Source organism: Comamonas testosteroni TK102 (genome assembly GCF_000739375.1).
Lineage (GTDB): Bacteria > Pseudomonadota > Gammaproteobacteria > Burkholderiales > Burkholderiaceae_C > Comamonas > Comamonas brasiliensis.
Window position 1 is genome coordinate 4735161 of the sequence record NZ_CP006704.1, and the last position, 22010, is coordinate 4757170.

The following is a 22010-nucleotide window of genomic DNA, read 5'->3' on the forward strand; positions in this document are numbered from 1 at the left end:
GCACTGAGGTAGCGACATAGCCGCGATTGACCCCCTAAAGACGGTCTTGCATAGGGATCTTTGTGTACAAACATCTGCTCGTCGCCTTGGAAAACACCCCTCTGGGAATGAAGACCGTCAGCGTGTCGAAGGCACGATGCTCAACGCGGCACTGATGTGGCAAATGATCGGCTACCTGCGCTAATGTCCGACGACACTGCACAACCCCAAAGAAGAGGCATTCGCCTTTCGCTTGCTCAGGCTATGCACGAGCGAGCACAACGCGGTGCTGGACAAACTCGAACAGAAGCATGTGCTGGAAAACACCTTGATCGATGCCTTGTCCACCGCCCTGGCCCGGCACGTGGATGAAGATGCAGAAGACGCCACAGTCACATTCACCGCCGCCGGCCCGCGCCTCAGCGGTGCGGCCTAGGAGCAAATGTCCTTGAAGGAAAGCGCCATTCTCCCGACAACTCGCCGTCACCTGGTCAACACCGACTGGTCAGAGGTCTACAAAGCCTTTTCCGCTCACCAAGCCCCCTACTCAATCACTCCCCCGAGATACCGATGAGGCAATTGTTCACACGCATTGCAATAAAAAGCGCCCGCCCCGCGCGCCAGGACAGGCAAGTGCCACTGCCGCAGGTCGAATCACCGTCTTGCGCGGGGTGGCGCGCCCGTAGCCAAGGATTCCACCATCCGTCCAATGCGCCGGGGCAGCGTCTTGCGATCAGCATCGCCCGGCACCAACAGTTCGCTGAGCACATAACGAATCACAAGCTCACAGACAAGCTCTCGGTCCAGCTTGATGCCAAAACGCATCTCCCAGCTATCAAAAACAATCCCCAGAACATCCTGAAACCTGACCACTGAATCGTGGAAGATGCGACGAAAGAAGCCGAAGGCATATTCTGGTGCAGCGACCAGTAGCCGACGCGCACGGCCGTGCTCCAGGTAGTGATCCAGATAGCGAATCAGCGCAGCGAAACGCTCATCGGGATCTTGGTAGGGCAGGACGGCCTCTGCCAGCGAAATATGGAATTGCTCGCGTTTATGACGAGCAAACGCATCCAGCAGTTCATCCTGAGACGCGAAATAGCGATAAAACGTTCCCCGAGCAATACCAGCCTCTCGGCAGACATCGAGTATTGAGATCCGCTCAGCGCCAGATTGCAGCACGATGTTCTCGGTGACCATTAGGATGTTCGCGATCGTTTGTTCGGACCGTCGATTGCTACGCCCGCGGCGCACGCCAACCGCCCCCGTCTCTGCAACCACCTGACTCTTCTTCTCCACCACGGAGAGAGTCTCGGGGGGTCGCGTCACAACAGGCGCTGCAACGCCACGATCCACGGCCCTACGACGGGGCTTGCCAACGGTTTCCTGTGCGACTGCGACTTGTTTGTTCTTTCTTTTGAGGGTCATTTCCATGCTTTCTGAGGTTCAGTGAGAGATCCGGCTGGCGGAGAGGCGACCAAGGGTTTACGCGCACGCTCGATAAAAAATCTACATTTAGAATCTAAATCTCCATATGAAATTTCTTGCATTATTCGGTGTGGCGTGGAGAGTTTTACATGGCCAGAATCCGCAATCCCGACACGTGACCCCCCGGTCAATCAAATATGATCATTGCAGCGCTCGAATGCGCGGTAGTCAAACATCAGATTGCCGATTCCAGTGCAGCGCTCGTGGTCTGCCAGGCCGCGTATGCAGAACGCATCGCGGCGGTACGGCCTCAAAGGCAGGCCGAAAGACACGCTGAAGATCATGCGCAACCTCTGGCTGCAAACGGGGGATATTGGCAAGTTCGACGAGCAAGGCTTCTTCTATTTCGTTGACCGCAGGAAAGATTTCCTGCACAGACGCGACGAAAACATTTCCAGCTTCGAGATGAGGCCGCCTTCGCTCGCCACCCCGCCCTGGCCGAAGTCGCCGCGCACGCCGTCCCGTCCAACAAGAGGGGAAGACGACGTTAAGATGACTGCCATGCTACGCCACGGCATGGCGCTGGCGCCCGAAGATCTCTTCCGTTGGGCCATCGACGCGCCGTCCCATATTGCGCTCTGCCGCGCTACATAGAATTCCGCGACAGCCTTCCCATGCCCCCCAGAGGCGGGTTCTGAAGTATGAACTGCCCGACCAAGGTTGCACTCCGGCCACGTGGGATCAGGAAACCAACGGTATGCAGGTCACTAAGCGCTGAAGCCAGCCTCCTGGCCCCTCAATATTCGCGCACTGGCACATGGGCCGGGCGCGAGTTGTAGCCCGGCAAATGCAGCCCACCATCCACGTGCATGGTGATTCCTGTCACGAACCGTGCCATCTCCGAGCCCAGAAAGACGGCCACGGGTCCGATATCCAGTTCCGGATCACCAGAACGCCCCATTGGCCGAGCGGCTGCCGAGCGCTCAGCGAAACCGGGGATTTCAGCGGCCAGTTTATGGAATGTCGCTCCCATGGCTGTCGGCGCAATGGCGTTGCAAGTGATGTTAAACCGGCCCCATTCGGCCGCCGCGCTGCGCGTCAGTCCGACGACACCGGATTTTCCCGTGTTGTAGTCGGCATGCTGCCAGGCACCGATATCCACGTCGATCGACGTGAAATTGATGATGCACCCACCGCCGCGCGCACGCATATGCGGCAAGGCAGCGCGCATGGCCCACCAGGATGCCCAGACCGTCGACGTCAGCGTACGCTCCAGCATCGCATCCGTCTTGTGCTCCAGCAACACGTTCTCGGATGGGACGAAGGCATTGTTGATGAGAATGTCGAGCCCGCCAAAGCTGTCCGCAGTAGCCTGAATGGCGGCTTCCACGCTTTCCTTGCGGAGCACATCGGTAGGCACGAACAAGGCGCGTGCGCCCATCTGCCGGAGTTCGGCCTCGGCCTCGGCGCCGGTCACGGGATCAAGTTCGGCAATCAATACTGCAGCGCCTTCTCGCGCATAGCAGCGTGCAATGCCGCGTCCGATACCACCGCCGGCTCCGGTGATCAGCGCCACCTTGTCTTTCAGCAAGCCCATTGAATTCCTTTTATTTTGAACAAAATTCTTTTTATCGTTCATTATCGTACACTTTAAAGAACTTAATGTCAGCCGAAAAGATCGAGCTCCACGCGTTGCCAGCCGACGGTGGAGTCCCATAAAGAAAGTCCCCATGCCTGTATTCCGACGCCGCATTCTGATCAAAACCGAACCCGTGGGAGCCGGCTTTCGCTGCCGGGCCGCACTGGAGGATGATTTTCATCATTTCCGGGTCGAACTTGTTGTTCAGGATGGGCTTATCGCCTCCGTGCGTGGCGACGCACCTCGTCACCCTTACAGCCTGTGCCCTTCGGCAGCGGTCCAACTCCAACTGCTGGTCGGAACACCCCCTGCAACAAGCGCCCACACCGTGATGCGCCAAGTCGACTCCAGCGAGCAATGCACCCATATGCTGGAGCTCAGCGGCTTGGCTGCGGCCGCCGCGTCCCGCGCCCTGCCTCAACGCAGCTATGACATAGAAGTGCCATTGAGAGTCGAAGGGCGCACACGCGCGACCCTTGACCGTGACGGCATCCGGCTGCTGACCTGGGATATTCAGGACCTGGACATCATAGGCCCCCTCCCCTATGAAGGGATCGGATTGCGCCAGGGTATGGCGCGCTGGGCATTTACCCACCTGACCGAAGACATGGCTGAAGCTGCACTGGTGTTGCGGCGATGCGCAGTGATTTCCATGGGAAAAAATCAGCCACTTGATGCACAGCGCCATGCCAGAGCGACCGGGGCCTGCTACGCGCAGCAGCCAGGAAGAGCCTCTCTGGCTTTACGCCAAGTTGGTTCTACCTGGGACTTCACGTGGCAATCAGGCCAGCTATGCCGCGATGACCAAGAGTGGCTCGCATTCAAGACTTAAAGTAAGTAAGAGGGTCAAAGGAAGATGGCAAGATTCGGCGTACCCAGCACTGCCTGATCCAGCAGAATTTCGCGCTTGACCAACTTGAACCCCTCGCCATCGGCCCGCAGAACGTCCCTGCGCTCCGCGCTGATGAGGTCATACTCATCGAAGTTGAACCGGCTACGCGTCACCAGCAGATAGCTGCGCACACTGTATTCATGGGGCTTGTCCGTCTCCTCGACGAGGACATTAGTCACAAGCCGCCGTGTGCGCGATGGCGGGTCCTCCGCCCAGGCGCTCTTAGTGCCGGTCAGGCGCACGATGCGCCCCATCACAGAACGCCAATCATCGTGGTAGTGCTGCATGGTGCGCACTATCGATGCCGCCTGCTGATTGACCGGCCTCGTTTCCCTCAAGGGAGCGGAGTAGATTAGGTCTTGCGCTAGCAGGGCGCCCCATTCCTTGAGGCGGATTTCGTCGAGCAAACGCGCCTCGACGTACAAGAACTGAAGGATCTGGTTGTAAACCGGCGATCCGATTGGCACCAGGGCGCCTTGGGCTTCACTCATGGGATTCTCCGATATTGAATGGTAACGAGTTGTAAAGAAGAGTCAGACAGCGTCGCCCATGAGTTGGCGCCAGTACAACCACCAGTGCCACTGCGTGTCGTCCTTGGTGAAGCCTTCATTGACGATGCCGGGGCCAGGCCAGCCTTTGGGCGCCCCGGTTTCATAGACAGCCTGGTACTTCAGGGTCATCTTCTTGCCCTGTGCGCCTTTGGAGGCCAGGGTCATATGCGGCCAGGTGTCGGAATCATCCTGCTCCACCATGCCCGACGTGCCAAACAACTGGATCGTTTGCCTGAGCATTTTGTCGCGCAGTTCCTGCGGGGCGTCCTTTTCCGTGAAAATCCAGTTCACGAACTCCAACTTATCGGGCCCCTTAGGCACGTAGGCATGCATAGTCATCGAGCCCACCACGGAGCCATCGGCCTGCGGGATGTAAACAAAGCCGAACAACACGTTCGGGAAAATGCCGCCGACCTGGGGTGGCATACTGGTTTGCACCTGCAGTTGTTCCGGAGTGAGATTGCGCTTGAGTTGTTCGACCATCTCTTTCGTCATGCCCGCTGGCGGGAGTGCATTGAGCTTTTCGTCCACGCTCAGCACGTCGGGATCAAGCCCTGTCATGCGACGAATTTTTCGGCCCAGGTCGATGCATCGCAACGCGTGCCCATGTGGTGAACTGACTTCTACCCCGTACATCTCTGGACTCAGGTCGCCACCGCTGCCTTCCCCTTCGCCCTTCTTTGAATAGTTGCCGACTTCGCCAAGCCAGCGGTGCAGGGTCAGCGTATGGTAGCCGTCGGCGGCAGACTGCTCCCCTGCGGCCTTCCAGTTAGCACGCACGGTGAAGCGCTGCGGCGGCCCGAGCACTTCCATACCTTTGTCGGTGCGCTTGAAAAGGATGTCGTAGTACCACTTGGCATCGCCAAGGAATTCCTCGAACGATGGGCCATCTATGTTCCAGGTTGCAAAGATCAGCCCTCCATACAAGGTGACCCGGGCCTTTTTCAGCCCCAGTTGCTCCTTACTCATCATCTTGCCGTGCATCGTCTCCTTTTCGACCGGCGCGCCGAGAAAGGCACCGTTAGGACGGAAAGCCCAGCCATGGTAGATGCAGGTGTGGATCTGCGTGTTGCCAGCATCCAATGTCGAAACCCGCATGCCCCGGTGTGTGCACAGGTTGAGCAGAACATGGACTTCGCCCGACTTGTCTCGGGTAACCAGCACCGAGTCGGATCCCATGTCACGAGTGATGAAATCACCCGAATTGGGAATTTCGGACTCATGGCCAAGGAAGACCCAGACCTTGCCGAAGATCCGCTCCATCTCCAGCTCGTAGAGTTCTGGATCCGAGAGCGCGCGCATCTGCACCTCCCGTGTGTTCACATTGACTAGGTCAATGACTTTGGTTCCATCGGAAAGTGTGAGTGGGGTAGGGCTTAGCATGCGCGTCTCCTTCATCTGTTCTGGCAGCTGTTGAAATTAAATATAAACAACTTATCAAATTATGTACATATAAAGCCCATTCCAATTACCCAAATACAGTCGCAAACCAGGGTTAACACCAGATTTACGCATGCCACTCAGCCCGATGCTCCTGCCCCATCCGCAGGAACCGGCGCCAGTTGACCTGACGATCGGTGGACAAGTGACGTCCCGCCCCCATGCAACTGAATGTGCGGAATGGCAGGTGGGCGATATCGAGCGTGACTTCATGTCCCCCCGTGCCGATAGTAAAGGCACGCGCGCGGCCTTCAAGGTCGCGATCATCGGCGCGCCGCGCACGAAGTCGAGCACTACTTCGAAGCTCTCGCCCACAACCTGCATCAGCGCCATAGCGTCGTTCTCTCCGCTCAGCTTCACCATCTCGTCGGCACCCCGCCCCACCGAACCAGGGCCGAGCACCACCTACGCATCCTCGGGCAGAATTTCGTAGTACAAATTTCTGCTGTCCGCAGTGGCGCTGCTGGGCGTAGCTTGGCTCAGCGGCGTCAACACGCTTACCATGCCGGCCCAGTTGCTGCCGCCGTCGGAATTGCGCACTGTATGGTGATCTACTACATAAGCATCATGGGCATCATTGCCTGCGGAGCCGCGCTACTGCGCGGAGGCCGGTCGCTGCTCGGTCACCACGGCATGGCTACAGCTAACGCGGCGGCTGTCCATCGATGGCAGCGCACCGCAGTCTGTTTAAAAATTGTGTTGCAGGCCGATGTCCATGCCGGTCTTATCCGCCCAAGCCTCGGTGTCGCGGGCGACGTTGACGTACAGGAAGCTACGCTTGGACAGGTGGTGGTTGTAGCCCACAGCGTACTTGCGGCTGATCTTCTGGTGCCCGCTGGTGTTCTCCAGATCTCCGTACACCAGCTTCAGCCGACCTGAGGACGTTGACAGGTGGGCGCCGACGATCCAGCTGCGGCGCTTTTCCAGCGCATCCGTGCGTCCGCGGCCATATCCACCGGCCAGCGTGACCGCCCCAACCTCGGTCCGCGCAGTGGCGAAGTGCCAATGGTCGTGCCGTCCTCCCGGGTCTTCGTAGGCGTAGCCCAAATACACCGGGCCGGCACGGTAGGTCAGGCTCAACCCTTTGGGCCGCTTGACCGTCATCGGCGCGGGAAGGATCGTAGAATTTGGACTATTCGCGTTCGCGACCTGCGCCTGCAGGCCGAAGGTGCCAACGTCGAGCTTGTAGGTGACGGCACCGTCGTTGCGCACGGTGCCAATGTTGCCGTTGCTGAACGCCACCATTGACGACACGCCGGTATGGATGAACGGGTCAGGCGTCATCTGCACCTCGACATAGCCGGCGACATAGTCCCGGCCGAACGACACACTGCCCCAGCGGCCCTTCAGCCCCACGATGGACTGCCCCTGCCAGAACCGCACGGCGGTGGACTCGCCGGTGTTGGAGCGCAGCCGGTGCTCGAGCCAGAAGAAGGCCGACAGCCCGCTGCCCAGATCCTCAGTGCCGCGAAAGCCAATGCGGCTCTGGGCGCCCTCGCCCATGCCGTTGTCGCCTCTGGCCATCTTGCTGCCGATCTTGTTGACGTAGCCGGAATCGAGCTTGCCGAACACGGTGACCGAGGACTGGGCCGCGGCAATGCCGACGGAACAGGTGGCTGCCACGGCGGACAGCAAATTCTTGTACTGCACAGGGTTACTCCAAAGATGCGCAGGCAGGGCTCATCCAGGCCCGGCGGGCCTGCGTCGCGGATAAAAGGTGCACGGATGTGCGTGCGCGGACGGCGGCGCCTCAGCAGCCCTATTCCGCCGGGATGCCGGCGTCATGGACAATCTGCCCCCAGAGTCGGCTTTCCTGTGCGACAAAGCGGCCGAACTGGCCAGCCGGCAGCACGGAAGGCACGGTCCCGAGCTGATCGTTGGCAGCCTTGGAGGCTGGGCTGGCTGCGGCGCGCATCAGAAGCGCGTTCAGGCGGTCCACCACCGCGGGCGGCGCCTTGGCGGGCAAGAACACGCCGAGCCAGAAGCCGATGTTCATGCGCTGCACGCCGGCCTCCTCGAACGTGGCCAGTTCGGGCGCGAACGGGCTGCGCGTGGTATCGGTCACGCCGATCGGACGAAGCTTGCCGGATTTCACAAACGGCATGCCCGACAGGTCGGTAAATAGCATGTCGACCTCGCCACTGACAAGGTCCGGTATCGCGGCATTGCCGCTGCGGTAGGGCACGCCGACGATGTCCAGTCCGGCTGACTTGCGCAGTACCTCGGCCGGCAGCCGGCTCGTTATGCTGGTATAGGCGAACGAGAATTTGCCCGGGTTCTGGCGCACGAGGTCGATGAAGCCGCCGATGCTGTCCACTGGCATCTTGCGCTGGTTAACGTAAAGGAACATCGGCCCCTTTGCCACGGTGTTTACGGGAGTGAAATCGGCCACCGGGTCATAGGGCAGCTTCTTGAACACGTGCGGATTACCGGTGAAGGCGACGTTACCAGTCACCAGTACGGTATAGCCGTCCGGCACGGCCTTAGCCACGGACTGGGCCGCCAGCATCGAACTCGCACCCGGCCTGTTCTCGACAATGGCCCTGGCGCCCGTCGCTGCCGCAATCTCGGCAGCGAGCGCGCGCACCAACACATCGGGCGCGGCGCCAGCCGTGAACGGCGTGACGAATGTGATCAGCTTCTCGGGATATCCGGCAGCAGCGGGTGCGGCCAGACAGGCCACGGCGGCGGCCCAGAGGCAAGTTGCAAACATACGCATTGACTTCATTGTGTCCCCTTAGATTCTAATAACAGAATAAAATTCTTATTTTAGATACACATTCCTCCACCAACCCCAGCTAAATCACGAACACTCTTACATTTTTTGTCTCACAAATTCACTTATCTCATTCGACGACAGAGGCCCCACGCAACACGCGCCGACCTGCCGGACTTCGACCTGTGACGGGGGCAGCGTGGGCGCGCTTTTCGGGTACCAGGGCAAGATGAACTCATCGCAGCTCTGGTGTTCGATTGCGGCGCACAACGGCAGTGCCGTATCGATCGAGAAGACCGGCTGCAGCAGCCCGCGAGCCTTGCGGCGCGCTTCGCCATCTATGGCAGTAATGACCAGCCCGTCTGCACTGAAGAAGCTGCCAAAGCCCTTGGTCATGAAACAGCTATGGAAGATCGCCGAGTCCTGCTTATGGCCGTGGTCAATCCGGACTTCAACGCGATACATTTCCGGCGTCAGGTTGGCCCCGTCCTCCTCGGCATTGGGCTTCCTCCTGACCGACGGTGCAGGATCAGCATGTAATAGCCATCGCATGCGCCCTGCTCGGCCGCAGTTTTCCAACTGGCCTTGAAGATAAAGCGCTGCGACGGACCCAAGACTTCCATGCCACTGGTGGTACGGCACCACATGGTGTCGTAGTAGAACTTTGCATCGCTCAGGCACTCCTCGAACGAGGGGCCGTCGATGCTCCACCTGGCAAAAATCATTCCGCCTTAGATCGCCACACGCGCCTTGGTGAGTGAGGGCTGCTCCTTGCTCATCGTCTTCTTGTGCAGGCACTCCTTATCCACGGGTGCGCCGATAAAGTCTCCGTCATGAGGCTTCCGTCCCCTCCGGATACAAGGCAACGCCAATCGCCAGCATGATCAGGAGCACCGCGGCCCCGTCTTGCCAATGCAGCGCCTCGTTCAGCCACAGCGCGCCCGACAGCAACCCGAGCACGGGGATCAGGGAAATGCTGACACTCGAGGCGACTGGCGGCAATGCGCGGGCCAGGGAGAACCACGCCACGTGGCAAAACCCAAAAATCAGTAGCGCGTTGTAGGCCACCGCCACCCAGACACTCGGCGAGGGGCGACTCACAGGCAGGCCGTCGGCGATCCCTACGTACACCAGAACCACGGCTGTCGTGATCGCCGTCATCCAGAACCCGATCGCGAGTACGGGAACGTCCATGGTGCTGCGCCGCAGTTGCTGCGTCCCCAGGGCCCACACTGCGGTTCCGGCCAGCAGGGTAAGCCCAGCCAAGGGAACCCCGCTGAGACGCGAGAACTCATGCCACAGCAACAGCACCACGCCCGCAGTCGCGCTACCCACGCCCAACCATTGCGATCGGGACAGACGCTGCCGATACAGCAACATGCCCCAGAGCGCCGAGAACACGGGCATGGTGTAGCCGATGATGGCCGCCCGGCCAGAACTCAGGCCCGGCAAGGCCCACATCAGACACAGGTGCCAGGCCACCATGTTGGTCGTTGCCAGCAGCAGCAACTCGCCCCAGTACCGCCGCGGCACCTGCAATGGCACCCGCAGCAGCTTCAGTCCCAACCACAGGCACGGCAGGCCCAGTACCATGGACCAGGCCCGGAACGCCATCGCGGGGTATGCACTGACGGCCGATTTCATGATGGGCCAGTTCACTCCCCAGAACAGAGTGACAAACACGAGCAGCCAGACCTGGCGCCGGCTCAGGACAAAACCCGTCATGCTGCGACGGGGGTTTCAAGCTTGAGCAGGCGGCGCGCGTTCCCGCTGCGGATCTTGACTACGTCGGAGTCCGAGAGGCCCAGTCCTGCGGTCAGGTCGCCATTGTCGTAGGCCCCCCCCGAAGTTGGTGCCGTAGAGGATCTGATCGGCGCCCACCACTTCCACAACGGCGCGGCGCAGTGCCGGATGCTGCACGTCCAAGTCAAACCAGAAATTGGGCAGGTAATCCATCAGCGGACGCTTGTTGCGCGCATCCGGCGCCATCGACTTGTTCAGCTCCGCCAGGCGCCCGAGCTGGAACACCGCCATGCCGCCTGCGTGGTTGATGTAGGTTTTCAGCGTGGGAAACACGTCCAGTGCGCCGCCACAGATCAGATACCAGAAGAACAGGGTTTCATCGACGCAATCGCCCACGATCGAAGTAGTCTCGAAACGGTCTTCCGCATGCCTGTCGCCCCACCACACGGACTGGTTGTAGCCATGCACCATCAGCGGCACGTCCAGCCGCGTGACCGTCTCCCAAACGGGAAACAATTCCTCGCTATAGGCCTGCAGGCCCTTGAAATTGGCGCCTCCCACGCAGACCCCCTTCGCACCGAGCTGTGTCACGGCACGCTCGATCTCGCGTGCAGCCGCCACCGGATCTGCCAGATTGGCGTGCGCCCAGAAAGCAAAGTGCGCTGGGTCCTGGGCGCAATAAGCGGACATCTCGTCGTTGCAGATGCGCGCGTATTCGCTTCCGAAGTCTTCCGCCCAGTACATGAACGCATGCGAGGGAGTGGACACCACGATCTGGTCCACGCCGCGCTGGGCCATCAGCGCGCGGCGCGCGGCATGCGTCATCTTTGCCAGCAGGTTCGCTTCCGCCTCCTGGTCCGAGGCGGCCTTCGATTTTTGCTTGGTTCCCAACGCGAAGTGCCCGACGGTGAAACCCTGCATCTTCATGAATGGCCCCCAGAAATCGTGGCGGTTGAGCATTCCAGGAGTCAGCAGGTGGGCGTGGGCATCGATCAGCATGGTTCGTCAGGATGAGGGGCCGGGGAAAGGCCCCCGGGACAGCCGCCCGGACTTGACATCAGCCGAGCCAGGACAGTCTAATTATTGAACACTTATTGTCAATATGTTTTAATTTCAGAAAAACCTGAGAGACCCGATGCAACCCACCACATACCACCTGCTTGGCCGTACGGGATTGCGCGTCTCGCGCCTGTCCCTGGGCACCATGACCTTTGGCACCGAGAACGGTTGGGGCTGCGACCGGGAGACCGCGCGCGCGATGTTCGACGCCTACTTGGCATCCGGGGGAAATTTCATTGATTCGGCGGACATCTACACGCACGGCACCGCGGAGACCTGGCTAGGCGAGTTCATGTCGGAAACGGGTACGCGTGATCGCGTGGTTCTGGCCACCAAGTACAGCTTCAATCACCAGAACCCGCAAGGCAACCCGAACGCCGCGGGCAACGGCCGCAAGAATCTGATCCGCTCCCTGGATGCCTCGCTGGCGCGGCTGAAGACGGACTATGTGGATCTCTACTACCTCCATGCATGGGATGGCATCACGCCGGCGGAGGAGGTTCTGCGCAGCATGGATCAGTTGGTACGCGCCGGCAAGATCCGCCACTGGGCGCTCTCGGACGTGCCCGCCTGGTATGGCGCGCGCATCGCCACCCTGGCGCAGAACCACGGCCTTGAAGGTCCTTGCGCGGTGCAGCTCGAGTATTCGCTGGTGCAGCGCGGCATCGAGTACGAGTTTCCCGCCATGTGCCAGGAATTGGGCCTCGGGCTGGTGGCCTGGAGTCCTTTGGGCGGCGGCCTGCTGTCCGGCAAGTACCAGCCCAACGTGGAGGCGCAAGCCCAGCAGGCTGGGCGCATCAAGGCCACCGCCGCGGTGGCGACGCCCGCGCTGAACAAGCTGACGCCACGCAACTGGGAGATCGTCGCGGCGCTCGAATCCGTCGCCAATGAATTGGGGCAGCCCATGGCAAGGGTGGCCATCAACTGGCTGTCGGGCCGCCCGGCGCTCAGTTCGGTGATCCTGGGCGCCACCCGGCTCGAACAACTGCAGGACGGCTTGGGCGCGCTGGACTTTGAATTGCCTTCCGAGCTCCGAGCCCGGCTCGATCAGGTGAGTGCATTGCCCCCGCTGTTTCCGTATAACTTTCTGAGCGCCATTCAGCCGCGCATGCACGGGGGAGCCAGCGTATCGCCCCGCCCTCCCCACTTTGACGAACTTCCCGCGACTCGCAGCGGCGGCTGGCGCTGAGCGACGGAACTGCGTCCCTGGAGAGCCCGCCCATCCATGGCGAATATCCGGGGAACTGGCAGCACAGAGCCTCGGAGGAAGTAGTGAGAATGGCAAGCACGGCCTCCCAGCCAATCAAAACAGAGACACCCGCATGATCATCTGGACCCGGCGTCAGATGCTTGGGCTTGCAGCCAGTGCACTCCCGGTATGGGCGGCCCCGGGTGACGCCCAAGCCGCCTGGCCCACCAAACCTGTCTCTATCACCGTGGCATACGCAGGTGGCGGTGCCATCGATGGGCTGATTCGTTACTGCACCGAGCAGATCCAAAAGCGCCATCCCGAGATCGTGTTCGTCATCGAGTACAAGCCTGGCGCAGGCGGCAACATTGCGGCAGATGCTGTCGCCCGCATGAAAGGCGATGGTCATCAGTTCCTGATGACAGGATCCTCGACCCAGGCGGCCAACGTCAGCTTGTACAAAACTCTCCCCTTCGATCCGGAAAAGGATTTCGTGCCGATCGCCTCCATGGCCACCGTACCTTACATCCTGGTGGTCAACCCCTCGCGCGTGCCGGTCAGCACGTTTCAGGAGTTCGTCGCCTTCGTCAAATCCAGGCCGGGCCAGTTGAGCTACGCCAGTTCGGCGATCACCGGAAGGCTCGCCGGCGAGATTCTCAAGCAGCGCATGGGTTTACAGGCGACTTTCGTGCCATACAAGACCTTGGCCCAGGTGGTTTCCGACATCATCGGCGGCCATCTTGACTACGCCTTTGGCGACCCTCAGGGCTACCTGCCACATGTGCGCTCCGGTCGCCTGCGTGCAATTGCCGTGACGACACGCGCGCGCATCGCCTCCGCCAACGACATTCCTACCCTCTCGGAGTCGGGCATCGCTGATTTCGACGTCTCCGCGTGGCTGGCTCTCTACGGGAAGGCCGGGATGCCAGCCATCGCAATCCAACGCATCAACCAGTTGATCAACGAGGTGCTGGAAGCGCCTGAGGGACAAGCATTCCTTACCAGCATCGGGCTGCAGCCACTGCTTGGCAAGCCCGACCAGCTTGCCGCCCTGCAAAAGCGCGATACGCTGGCCTGGGCACAGGCCATCCGGGCGGCAGGCATCACGATCGAATAGTACATGTCTGAAATCAGATCCTTGGCCAACTCCAGCCCAGTCGATCCCATCTACCTTTGCGACGGCGCGTTGGGCTTCTGGCAAATTGCCGAGCGGCAGCCCAGCCGCATCGCAATCATGGAATGCGATGGGGGCTGCAGCACGTTCGGCGAGCTGCGCGACCGCGTCGATCGTCTGTCGCATGCGCTGCGCGGCTGCGGCGTGAAGACCGGCGAAGCCGTCGCGGTCTTGTTGCCGAACTCCAGCGACTGGCTGGCGAGCGCACTCGCCATCTCGCAGATAGGCGCCTATCTGGTACCTTTGAATTGGCACCTGACGACCGAAGAATTGGCCTACCTGTTGTCCAACAGCAAGAGCCGCGTGCTGATTGCCGATCATCGGTTTGCCTCCACGGCCAGCCAGGCGGCCCAGCAGGCGGCGCTCCCCGAGCAAGGGCGCCTGGCAGTTGCCGGAGACATACCGGGCTTTCGCGATCTGCAATCCTTGCTGCCCGCACAACCCGATGACCCTCCTGGCAACCGGCTGGCAGGCGGCATCATGTTCTATTCCTCCGGCACCACGGGACGCCCCAAGGGAATTCGGCGACCACTGACGGGATTGGCCCCTGAAGTGGCATTGGCGCGCACCCTTCCGCTCTATTCGGGCATGTTCGGCCTGCGCGCGGGCGATGGGGCGCACCTGGTCTGCACACCGCTCTACCACGCGGCTCCCGGCTCCCGCGCCATCCAGATGCTGCATCTCGGGCACCGGATCGTGCTGCTGGAAAAATGGGACAGCGAACGCGTGCTCGCCTTGATCGAAAGCGAACGCATCGACAGCGTGCAACTGGTGCCGATTCTGTTCCACCGTCTGCTGCAACTGCCGCAGTCTCTCCGGCAGCGCTACGACCTATCGAGCCTCAGAACCGTCATCCATGCGGCCGCCCCATGCCCTCCGGAGACCAAGCGCCGGATGATCGACTGGCTTGGCCCGGTTCTGCACGAGTACTACGCGTGCAGCGAGGGAGGAGGAACCTATGTAGGCAGCGACGACTGGCTCCGTCACCCCGGAACGGTGGGCCGTCGGTATCCGTTCAGCAAGCTCGCCATCCTGGATGAGGACGGAACCGAGCTTCCTGCTGGCGAGCCCGGGTTGATCTACATGAACGATGGCTTCGATTTCGAGTATTTCAACGATCCGCAAAAGACCCGTTCCGTCAAGCGCGGTGACATGTTCACCGCGGGAGACTATGGATACCTCGATGAGGAAGGCTGGCTCTACCTCTGTGACCGCCGCACCGATTTGATTCTTTCCGGCGGCGTCAACATCTACCCTGCCGAGATCGAGGCCGTTCTGATGCAGCATCCTGCGGTATCCGACGCAGTCGTCGTGGGACTGCCGGATCCCGAATGGGGGCAGAGTGTCTGCGCATTGGTTCAACCCCACGAGGCGGCCCCAGCGCCCGCGCTGGAAGCGTTGCGCGCCGAGCTGATGGCGTACTGCGAGCGGCACTTGGCTTCCTTCAAGCGGCCCAAGCACGTCCTCCTCGCACCGGTCCCGCGCACCGATGCCGGTAAAGTCGGCCGCGCTGCAGTCCGCCAAGCGCTTCTGGCTGGAGAACTGCGTCCGCTGGCAAGTGCCGATCCGGTCTGATTGCCGACTCAGCGCACCATCAGCGTCCCGCCATCGACGGCAAATATCTGGCCGGTCATGAAACGCGCCCCGGGAGATGCCAGAAAGGCGAGCACCGGCACCAAGTCCTGCGCCATGTCGCCCAGCTTGCCGCCCAGCGGGATCACCCGGGCCATCAGCGTATCGTGCGCGCTCAGTTGCTCCGGGCTCATTTCGGAACGGGTCTGGTCATACATGGGCGTCCAGATGGCCGGGGCGATCGCATTCACGCGGATGTTGTAGGGCCCCCATTCCTGAGCCACGGTGCGGGTCCAGGCCAGGACGGCCCCTTTGGCCGCCGAATAGGCAGATTTGTTGGGCAGCCCCAGCGCGCCGGCTGCGGAGGCAAAGTTGATGATGCTGCCGCCCTGCTCCCGCAGATGGGGAAACACCGCCCGGTTCATCAGGAAGGTGCCGGTGGCATTGACCGCGAAGACCTTTTCCCACAACGCCAGACTGGTTCCCTGCGCCGGCGAAGACGGCGCGATACCCGCCGCATGTATCAGCACATCCAGGCCGCCCAGGCGGGCGCAGGCGGCATCGACCGCGCGCGCAACCGATCCCTCGTCGGCCACATCGACCTCCATGAAGCCCCGCGCTCCCGCCGCAACAGCAACGGCTTCGCCGCGTTCGCGGTTCAGGTCCATGGACACGACCAGCGCCCCCATGCCCGTCAGCGAGCGCACAAGGCCCTCGCCCATGCCGCTGGCTCCCCCGGTGATGAGGATGCGGCGGCCGGTCAATTCTGAAACAGACATGGTGGCGCTCTTCTATCGCTGCACTTTGATGGTGGAGGACTCGATGTCCCAGGTGCCAGGCGTCACACCTTCATCGCGCAGTTGGTACTTCAGAACCCGCCCCTGCGGATTGACCGGCAATTCAACCCGGAACTCGATGTAGCGGGGCACAGCGTAATAGGGCACCCGATCCACCATCCACCGGCACAAGGCCTCTTCGGTGAGTTGGGCACCCGCTACCCGCTTGGCGGTGACCTTCAGGTCGTCCTCGCCCAGGTTCGACCGCACGGCATGAACCGCGACCTGCTCGATGTCGGGATGCTGCAAGATCGCCGACTCCATCTCGAAGCTGGAGATGTTTTCCCCCCGCCGGCGCAGGTAGTCCTTCTTGCGATCCACAAAGTAGAAGAACCCGGCCTCGTCGAACTTGCCAATGTCCCCCGTGTGGAACCACATGTTCCCCATCACCTTCTGCGTGTCCTCGGCTCGGCGCCAATAGCCCTTGAACATGATGTCGGGATGCAGGGGGCGGCATACGATCTCGCCGGCCTGCCCGGGCGGCAGCGGATTGTCCTGGTCGTCGAAGATGCGCACGTCGAACTCGGGTGCGCGCCGCCCCGACGAGCCCGGAGGAACCGGCTCGCCGGCCGGCACCGACGTGATCAGCGCCTCCGTCAGGCCGTAGGCGTTGGAGCCGATGTGCCGCGCACCGAAGCGGGTGCGCCAGATCGCCTTGATGTCCTCCGTGAACGGATTGCCCTTGACCGTGTGGATCTGGCCGAAGCAGCGCTTCATCGCGTCATTGTCTGGCGCCTGTGCCAGCAGCGTACCCAGGGCGCCCAGGATGGACACCACGGTGGCCCCGGATGCCTCCACGGCAGGCCAGAAGCCACTGACCGAGAACCGTGGAGCGATCGAGATCGTTCCGCCCACAAGCAGCGTGGACACCACGCCCGTCGCGATCGCGTTCATGTGGAACAGTGGCAACGGGGTCCACAGCACGTCGTCCGGACCGAACGGCGCAGCCCGCAGAAGCAGGCGCGCCACATGGCACATCTGGTTGCCGCTGATCATGCAGCCTTTGGAAGGCCCCGTTGTCCCGGACGTGTAGATCAGGGCGTTGAGCGCGGCCGGGTCAGGCAGTTCTGCCAGGGGAGTGGTGTCGTGCCCTCGGTGATCGTCAAGGCTTTCGATGGAAAAACCAACGTCTGGATAGCCATCCTCCAACACTCCACGCACCAACAGGCGCCGAATGCCTTGAAGATGCCCGGCCACCTCGAACAGGCGCGGCGCATAGGCCGCGTCGCACACCAGGATTTCAGCCCCCGAGTCGGCCACTTGGTGGCGCAAGAACTCACCCTTGAGTGCCGTGTTCAACGGAACGCTCACGGCGGACAGCTTGTTGAGCGCGATCCATAGAACCACGGCGTCGAGGTGATTGTCGAACAGCGAGGTGACGGTGGCGCCGGCCTTCACTCCCAATGCCTGCAGCGCATGGGCCATGCGGTTGGTGAGAGCGTCGAACTCGGCGTAGGTGGTCTTCTCGCCACTGAAATCGAACAGGATCTTGTTTGGATGCGCGAGAACCGCACGGGCCAAAGCCGCCACGGGAGTGTCACGCAGCCCTGGCGTCCAGCCAGGTGCGCTATCAATGTCTTTGCTCATTCGATGTACCCTGCCGCGATTGGCGGCAATTTCTTTACGTTGTGTGAAGACGCCGCCCGGAATGTTTCTCGACATACGGGACAGCGTGTAATGGTCTCAATCGGTGGCATGCTGCATGTCACCGCGACGACGGAACCCCAGGCTCCCGCCCGTGGATGGACGCTTATCACGGCGAAGTGATGCGCGTACGCAGCAGGCCGATGCCCTCCACCTCCAGTTCCACGACGTCCCCAGGTTTGAGGTAGCGCATCTGCTCCAAGCCACAGCCATTGCCCACCGTTCCCGATCCGATGAACTCACCGGGATAGAGCGTTTCGGAACGCGACACATGCGCGATCACATCCTCGAACTTCCAATACATGTCGCGCGAATTTCCCCGCCCCCATTCCTCGCCATTGACACGGGCAACCATGTTCAGGCTGTAAGGATCGGGAAGTTCATCGGCGGTCACTAGACAGGGCCCCATCACATTGCTGGTATCAAAGTCCTTGCCCTTGGCCGGCCCGAGCATGCCGCCCATTTCCACGGCCTGGGCATCGCGCGCGCTGATGTCATTGAAGATCGTGTAGCCAAATATGTACTCGCGCGCCTTCTCTTTGGGTACGTCCTTGGCCCGCGCTCCTAGGTAGAAGCCGAACTCGAGTTCAAAGTCGAGCGCCTTGCTGTAGCCGGGCCACACGACATCGTCGTCCACGCCGATGGTCGCAAAGCGATTGCATTTGTAGTAGATGGGCTGGCCCAGGAAAGTCTCTATCGCGCGCTCATCTGAGCGGGTGTTCATTGCCTTCAGTGTGGCCTCCGGATCCGGTGTTCGCGCCGCGCGTGCGCGCCGCGCTGCCGCATAGCTCTGGCGCAGATGTAGCTCGAAGCAAGAGGCGTCGCGCATTTGCGGTGGTGGCTGTATGGGGGCGAGGATTCTGACCGTGCTGCGCTCCCTGACGGCCGCGCGAGGCGCTCGCGCGATCAGGTCACGCGCAAGCTCGGAGGCCGAGGGGCCCGCTTCGATCAGCGCCAGGATGCTCGCCAGCGCATCCGCGCTGCCGCCATGCACGATCTGCGCCGCCTGCCGCAAGTCAAGCACCGCCTGGTCACCCTCGATGAATGCGCCTGCGCGGGCGGGTTCGCCTGCAGCTTGAAATGTCACCAGTCTCATATTGAACGTTTCTTTGTGGGGGGGTAAAAACCAGGGGCAAAGTGCCTCCGGTAGGAACGAGGACTCAACCGACCGACGGCGGAAGCGGTGCGTCGGAGGGTTCCAGTCGGCGGCGAAGCACCACCGGCGCTCCGCCATGGCTTCGCTTGATCAGCCATTGGGCAAGCGCAGCATCCATGTAGTCAGCGTGGCCTGGAAACCAGTTGGCAAGCGCGTTGGCGAGATCGCGTGCCACCTGTCCAGAACCGCCATTACGCAAAATTTCCTGCACCTCGTGCACAGAACGCAGAACCGCCGCATGTTCATCCGCGTGGCACTGGGCGGCAGGAAATCCCGTGGTGTTCATCCAATGCCGCTCCTGCTCGAAATGCTCGACGGCATGCACTTCGAAAGCGGCGAGGCACTCCGCCAGATCGGCATCCTGCGCCGTTTGAAGGGCCGCCACGCACGTGACGAATTCGCGATGGGTTCCGTCCATGTCACCGTGCCCGAGCAAGTAGCGATCGGACCAAGCCATGGCATTGCCGCCGCCCTCTCCAACGGCCCCGGATAATGAGTGCTCCTGAGACAAGCGCATGTCTTCCATGATCACACTCGACCTGCCACCGGAATGCACGCGCCTGTGACGGCGCGGGCATCGTTAGACAACAGAAACGCAATGACGGCGGCAAGCGAGCGCGGGGTTACCCAGCGCGCGGTGTCGGCATCGGGCATATCGGACCGGTTGGCAGGCGTATCCAGAATGCTGGGACAGACAGCGTTCACACGCACACCTCGGTCCTTGAGTTCCTCTGCAAGCGCTTCGGTCAGCCGTGCGACGCCGGCCTTGGACGCCGCATACGCGCCCATTCCCATCCCTGCCTTCTGCGCAGCCAACGCCCCCACGTTGACGATGCCCGATCCATCGGCCGCCAACAAACGTGGCAACGCCTCCCGGCACGCCACCACGGTACTGCGCAGGTTCATCGCATAGAGCGCATCCCACGACTCCAGGGCTCCACTCTCCAACGTTTCCCACCGGAAGCCTCCGGCGGCATTCACCAGGCCGTCGAAGCCCTGGAGCCGCTCGCTTGCCTGCTGGAATGCGGACCGTGTGGCATTCGGATCGGTCAGATCAATGCCGCCGATAACTGCAGTGATTCCGGGCACATCCTGGGCCGCGGCGCGATCGAGCAGGACAACACGGGCTCCGTGTTCGACCAGCACGGCACCCACGGCACGGCCCAGCACGCCCAGGCCGCCGGTCACAACGATATGGCGGTTCGCCAAAGAATGTTCACTCATAGATGCGGACGGTTGGTAGAAACCATTAGTTAGACACATTGACGAAATTTGTTCATATATTACACTCTCTTAACCCGCAGACGTCAACTCGTAGCGACCCTGACCAAGCCCTCTGCCAGCCCGACACACCTCGCATTCATGCCACGAAAACTGCCCCAAATCACCAGCGACACATCAGCCTTTTGGCAGGGAGGGGAATCGGGCCGGCTGATGATCCATCGCTGCGGTGCATGCCAGCGCTTCTTTCACCCCCCCGCTCCGATCTGCCCATCCTGCAGTTCGCTGGATGTGACACCGCAGGCCACCAGCGGCTGCGGCTGGATCGCCACTTACACCATCAACCACCAGGCGTGGAAGCCTGAGCTGGCTGCACCCTACGTCGTGGCCATCGTTGAACTCGACGATCAGCCCGGCCTGCGCCTGCTCAGCAACGTGGTGGGACTGCCGCCCGATCAGGTCCGAATCGGCATGCCGGTACAAGTCACTTTCGAGCAGCACGAAGACGTCTGGCTCCCTCTGTTCAAGAAAGCCCAATGATGTTCGACCACCTGTACGAAAAAAACGTGGCGATCGCCGGTGTAGGCCAATCCGAAGTGGCCCGCCCCTCCGACAAATCCGCCATGCGCCTGACCCTGGATGCATGCCTGGAGGCCATCGCCGATGCGGGGCTCACGCGAGAAGACATCGACGGTGTGGCTTGCTGGCCAGGCGACAACAACAACGGCAACAGCTTTTCTCCGGTGGGCCCCAATGCGCTGATCGGCACGATGGGCCTGCACGTCAACTGGTACGGCGGCGGCTACGAAGGGCCAGGGCCGCTGGCCGGCGTGATCAACGGCGCGATGGCCATCGCCGCGGGCCTGTGCCGCCATGTGCTGGTGTTCCGCACGATCACGGAAGCGAGCGCGCGGCGGCTCGACAAGAACGCCAACGCCTTGAGCAACAAGACCGCCGGGCGCGACAGCAGCTTCTTCTGGCAGTGGTACACCCCCTATGAAGTGCACTCGGCCATCAACCTGATGGCCATGTATGCGCAGCGGCACTTCCATGAATACGGGACCACCCCGGAGCAACTGGCGCAGATCGCCCTGACCTGCCGCGCCAACGCCGTGCTCAATCCCAAGGCCGTGTACCGCACGCCCATGACCATGGACGACTACCTGACCTCCCGCATGATCTCGACGCCCCTGCGCATGTTCGACTGCGACGTGCACTGCGACGGGGCGACGGCCATCGTGCTCTCGCGCATGGATGCGGCGCGCCATGACCCGAATCCCCCGATTCGCCTGGAGGCCATCGGCTCGGCCCTGCACCAGCCCTGGTCCTGGGATCAGGTTTCCCTGACCGGCGGGGCCAGCATCGACGCGGCCCGCATGATGTGGCAACGAACCGACCTCAAGCCGGCTGATGTCCGCAGCGCCCAGTTGTACGACGGCTTTTCCATCCTGACTTTGCTCTGGCTGGAGGCCTTGGGCCTGTGCCCGGTGGGCGAAAGCGGCCGTTTCGTCGAAGGCGGCGCGCGCATCGCCCGCGACGGCGCCCTGCCGGTGAATACCAATGGCGGCCAGCTCTCGGGGGGAAGAACCCATGGCCTTGGATATGTGCACGAAGCTTGCACCCAGCTCTGGGGCCGCGCCGGGCTGCGCCAGATCGCGCCGCACCAGGTAGCGGTTGCGGCGGCCGGCGGAGGCCCGCTGGCTGGCTCGCTTTTGCTCGTCCGAGAGTGACCCCACTCTAGCCCCAGGCGCCCTGTCCTCGCCCATTGCCC

22 protein-coding genes and 1 pseudogene are annotated in these 22010 nt (G+C 61.7%); 9 read left to right on the plus strand and 14 right to left on the minus strand.

Annotated elements, in window-relative coordinates; genetic code table 11:
* The first annotated feature begins 265 nt into the window (after window positions 1–265).
* The gene (locus O987_RS29120) at window positions 266–415 is read left to right on the plus strand and encodes a hypothetical protein (RefSeq protein ID WP_158407685.1); all 150 of its coding nucleotides are present in this window, start codon (window positions 266–268) and stop codon (window positions 413–415) included.
* Between the two features lie 218 nt (window positions 416–633).
* Here the strand turns inward: O987_RS29120 and O987_RS21400 are convergent, their stop codons facing one another.
* Window positions 634–1413: a TetR/AcrR family transcriptional regulator gene (locus O987_RS21400; RefSeq protein ID WP_200879572.1), complete on the minus strand. Its 780-nt coding sequence runs from the start codon at window positions 1411–1413 to the stop codon at window positions 634–636.
* Window positions 1414–1689: 276 nt separating this feature from the next.
* Between O987_RS21400 and O987_RS21405 the strand changes: the two genes are divergently transcribed.
* The gene (locus tag O987_RS21405) at window positions 1690–2061 is read left to right on the plus strand and encodes a hypothetical protein (RefSeq protein WP_187427971.1); all 372 of its coding nucleotides are present in this window, start codon (window positions 1690–1692) and stop codon (window positions 2059–2061) included.
* A 142-nt stretch (window positions 2062–2203) separates the two neighbouring features.
* Here O987_RS21405 and O987_RS21410 read toward each other — a convergent pair whose 3' ends face one another.
* The gene (locus O987_RS21410) at window positions 2204–3046 is read right to left on the minus strand and encodes an SDR family NAD(P)-dependent oxidoreductase (RefSeq protein WP_229227510.1); all 843 of its coding nucleotides are present in this window, start codon (window positions 3044–3046) and stop codon (window positions 2204–2206) included.
* A 91-nt stretch (window positions 3047–3137) separates the two neighbouring features.
* Between O987_RS21410 and O987_RS21415 the strand changes: the two genes are divergently transcribed.
* Window positions 3138–3878 (plus strand): DUF2889 domain-containing protein, encoded by a 741-nt coding sequence (locus tag O987_RS21415; protein ID WP_034379728.1) that lies wholly within the window; start codon window positions 3138–3140, stop codon window positions 3876–3878.
* Window positions 3879–3892: 14 nt separating this feature from the next.
* Here the strand turns inward: O987_RS21415 and O987_RS21420 are convergent, their stop codons facing one another.
* The 7 genes from O987_RS21420 to O987_RS21460 all read right to left on the minus strand — a co-directional run bounded on the left by O987_RS21420 (window position 3893) and on the right by O987_RS21460 (window position 11387).
* A complete protein-coding gene (locus tag O987_RS21420) occupies window positions 3893–4429 on the minus strand; it encodes a 3-phenylpropionate/cinnamic acid dioxygenase subunit beta (protein ID WP_122974431.1) in 537 nt (178 codons plus the stop codon).
* A gap of 42 nt (window positions 4430–4471) precedes the next feature.
* On the minus strand, window positions 4472–5872 hold the full coding sequence (locus O987_RS21425) for an aromatic ring-hydroxylating dioxygenase subunit alpha (protein ID WP_034379792.1): 1401 nt from the start codon (window positions 5870–5872) through the stop codon (window positions 4472–4474).
* A gap of 744 nt (window positions 5873–6616) precedes the next feature.
* Window positions 6617–7579, minus strand: coding sequence for a porin (locus O987_RS21435; RefSeq protein ID WP_043374650.1), 963 nt, complete (start codon window positions 7577–7579; stop codon window positions 6617–6619).
* Between the two features lie 109 nt (window positions 7580–7688).
* The gene (locus O987_RS21440) at window positions 7689–8657 is read right to left on the minus strand and encodes a Bug family tripartite tricarboxylate transporter substrate binding protein (protein ID WP_080731576.1); all 969 of its coding nucleotides are present in this window, start codon (window positions 8655–8657) and stop codon (window positions 7689–7691) included.
* 87 nt (window positions 8658–8744) lie between these two features.
* Window positions 8745–9197, minus strand: a complete 453-nt coding sequence (locus O987_RS21445) for a hypothetical protein (protein WP_131326196.1) — start codon at window positions 9195–9197, stop codon at window positions 8745–8747.
* A gap of 279 nt (window positions 9198–9476) precedes the next feature.
* Complete coding sequence (locus tag O987_RS21455) at window positions 9477–10370, minus strand: DMT family transporter (protein WP_043374653.1); 894 nt, start codon at window positions 10368–10370, stop codon at window positions 9477–9479.
* A 15-nt stretch (window positions 10371–10385) separates the two neighbouring features.
* Window positions 10386–11387 carry an amidohydrolase family protein gene (locus O987_RS21460; protein ID WP_200879573.1) on the minus strand — a complete coding sequence of 334 codons (1002 nt, stop codon included), beginning with the start codon at window positions 11385–11387 and terminating at the stop codon, window positions 10386–10388.
* Between the two features lie 136 nt (window positions 11388–11523).
* Here O987_RS21460 and O987_RS21465 point away from each other — a divergent pair, with 136 nt between their 5' ends.
* The 3 genes from O987_RS21465 (at window position 11524) to O987_RS21475 (ending at window position 15385) form a co-directional block, all read left to right on the plus strand.
* Entirely contained in the window at window positions 11524–12636 is a 1113-nt protein-coding gene (locus O987_RS21465) for an aldo/keto reductase (protein ID WP_034379743.1), read from the plus strand.
* Between the two features lie 133 nt (window positions 12637–12769).
* Entirely contained in the window at window positions 12770–13753 is a 984-nt protein-coding gene (locus O987_RS21470; protein ID WP_034379744.1) for a Bug family tripartite tricarboxylate transporter substrate binding protein, read from the plus strand.
* A gap of 3 nt (window positions 13754–13756) precedes the next feature.
* Entirely contained in the window at window positions 13757–15385 is a 1629-nt protein-coding gene (locus O987_RS21475; RefSeq protein ID WP_080731577.1) for an AMP-binding protein, read from the plus strand.
* 8 nt (window positions 15386–15393) lie between these two features.
* On the opposite strand, the gene O987_RS21480 is transcribed toward O987_RS21475, so the two are convergent.
* From O987_RS21480 to O987_RS21500, 5 genes are all read right to left on the minus strand, one after another.
* Window positions 15394–16161 (minus strand): SDR family NAD(P)-dependent oxidoreductase, encoded by a 768-nt coding sequence (locus tag O987_RS21480; protein WP_034379745.1) that lies wholly within the window; start codon window positions 16159–16161, stop codon window positions 15394–15396.
* A gap of 12 nt (window positions 16162–16173) precedes the next feature.
* Window positions 16174–17805: an AMP-binding protein gene (locus O987_RS21485; RefSeq protein ID WP_034379746.1), complete on the minus strand. Its 1632-nt coding sequence runs from the start codon at window positions 17803–17805 to the stop codon at window positions 16174–16176.
* A 166-nt stretch (window positions 17806–17971) separates the two neighbouring features.
* Window positions 17972–18958 carry a fumarylacetoacetate hydrolase family protein gene (locus O987_RS21490; RefSeq protein WP_043374657.1) on the minus strand — a complete coding sequence of 329 codons (987 nt, stop codon included), beginning with the start codon at window positions 18956–18958 and terminating at the stop codon, window positions 17972–17974.
* Between the two features lie 64 nt (window positions 18959–19022).
* Complete coding sequence (locus tag O987_RS21495; RefSeq protein WP_229227515.1) at window positions 19023–19544, minus strand: bacteriohemerythrin; 522 nt, start codon at window positions 19542–19544, stop codon at window positions 19023–19025.
* 2 nt (window positions 19545–19546) lie between these two features.
* Window positions 19547–20242: an SDR family oxidoreductase gene (locus O987_RS21500; RefSeq protein WP_034390184.1), complete on the minus strand. Its 696-nt coding sequence runs from the start codon at window positions 20240–20242 to the stop codon at window positions 19547–19549.
* Between the two features lie 138 nt (window positions 20243–20380).
* On the opposite strand from O987_RS21500, the pseudogene O987_RS29715 reads away from it, so the two are divergent.
* The 3 genes and pseudogenes from O987_RS29715 to O987_RS21510 form a co-directional block, all read left to right on the plus strand.
* Window positions 20381–20521 (plus strand): annotated as a pseudogene (locus tag O987_RS29715) (zinc ribbon domain-containing protein); the annotation flags it as partial.
* 9 nt (window positions 20522–20530) lie between these two features.
* Entirely contained in the window at window positions 20531–20779 is a 249-nt protein-coding gene (locus tag O987_RS29575; RefSeq protein ID WP_235214411.1) for a Zn-ribbon domain-containing OB-fold protein, read from the plus strand.
* Window positions 20776–21969 (plus strand): thiolase family protein, encoded by a 1194-nt coding sequence (locus tag O987_RS21510; protein ID WP_200879574.1) that lies wholly within the window; start codon window positions 20776–20778, stop codon window positions 21967–21969. The genes O987_RS29575 and O987_RS21510 overlap by 4 nt, the downstream gene beginning before the upstream one ends.
* The last annotated feature ends 41 nt before the right edge of the window (window positions 21970–22010 follow it).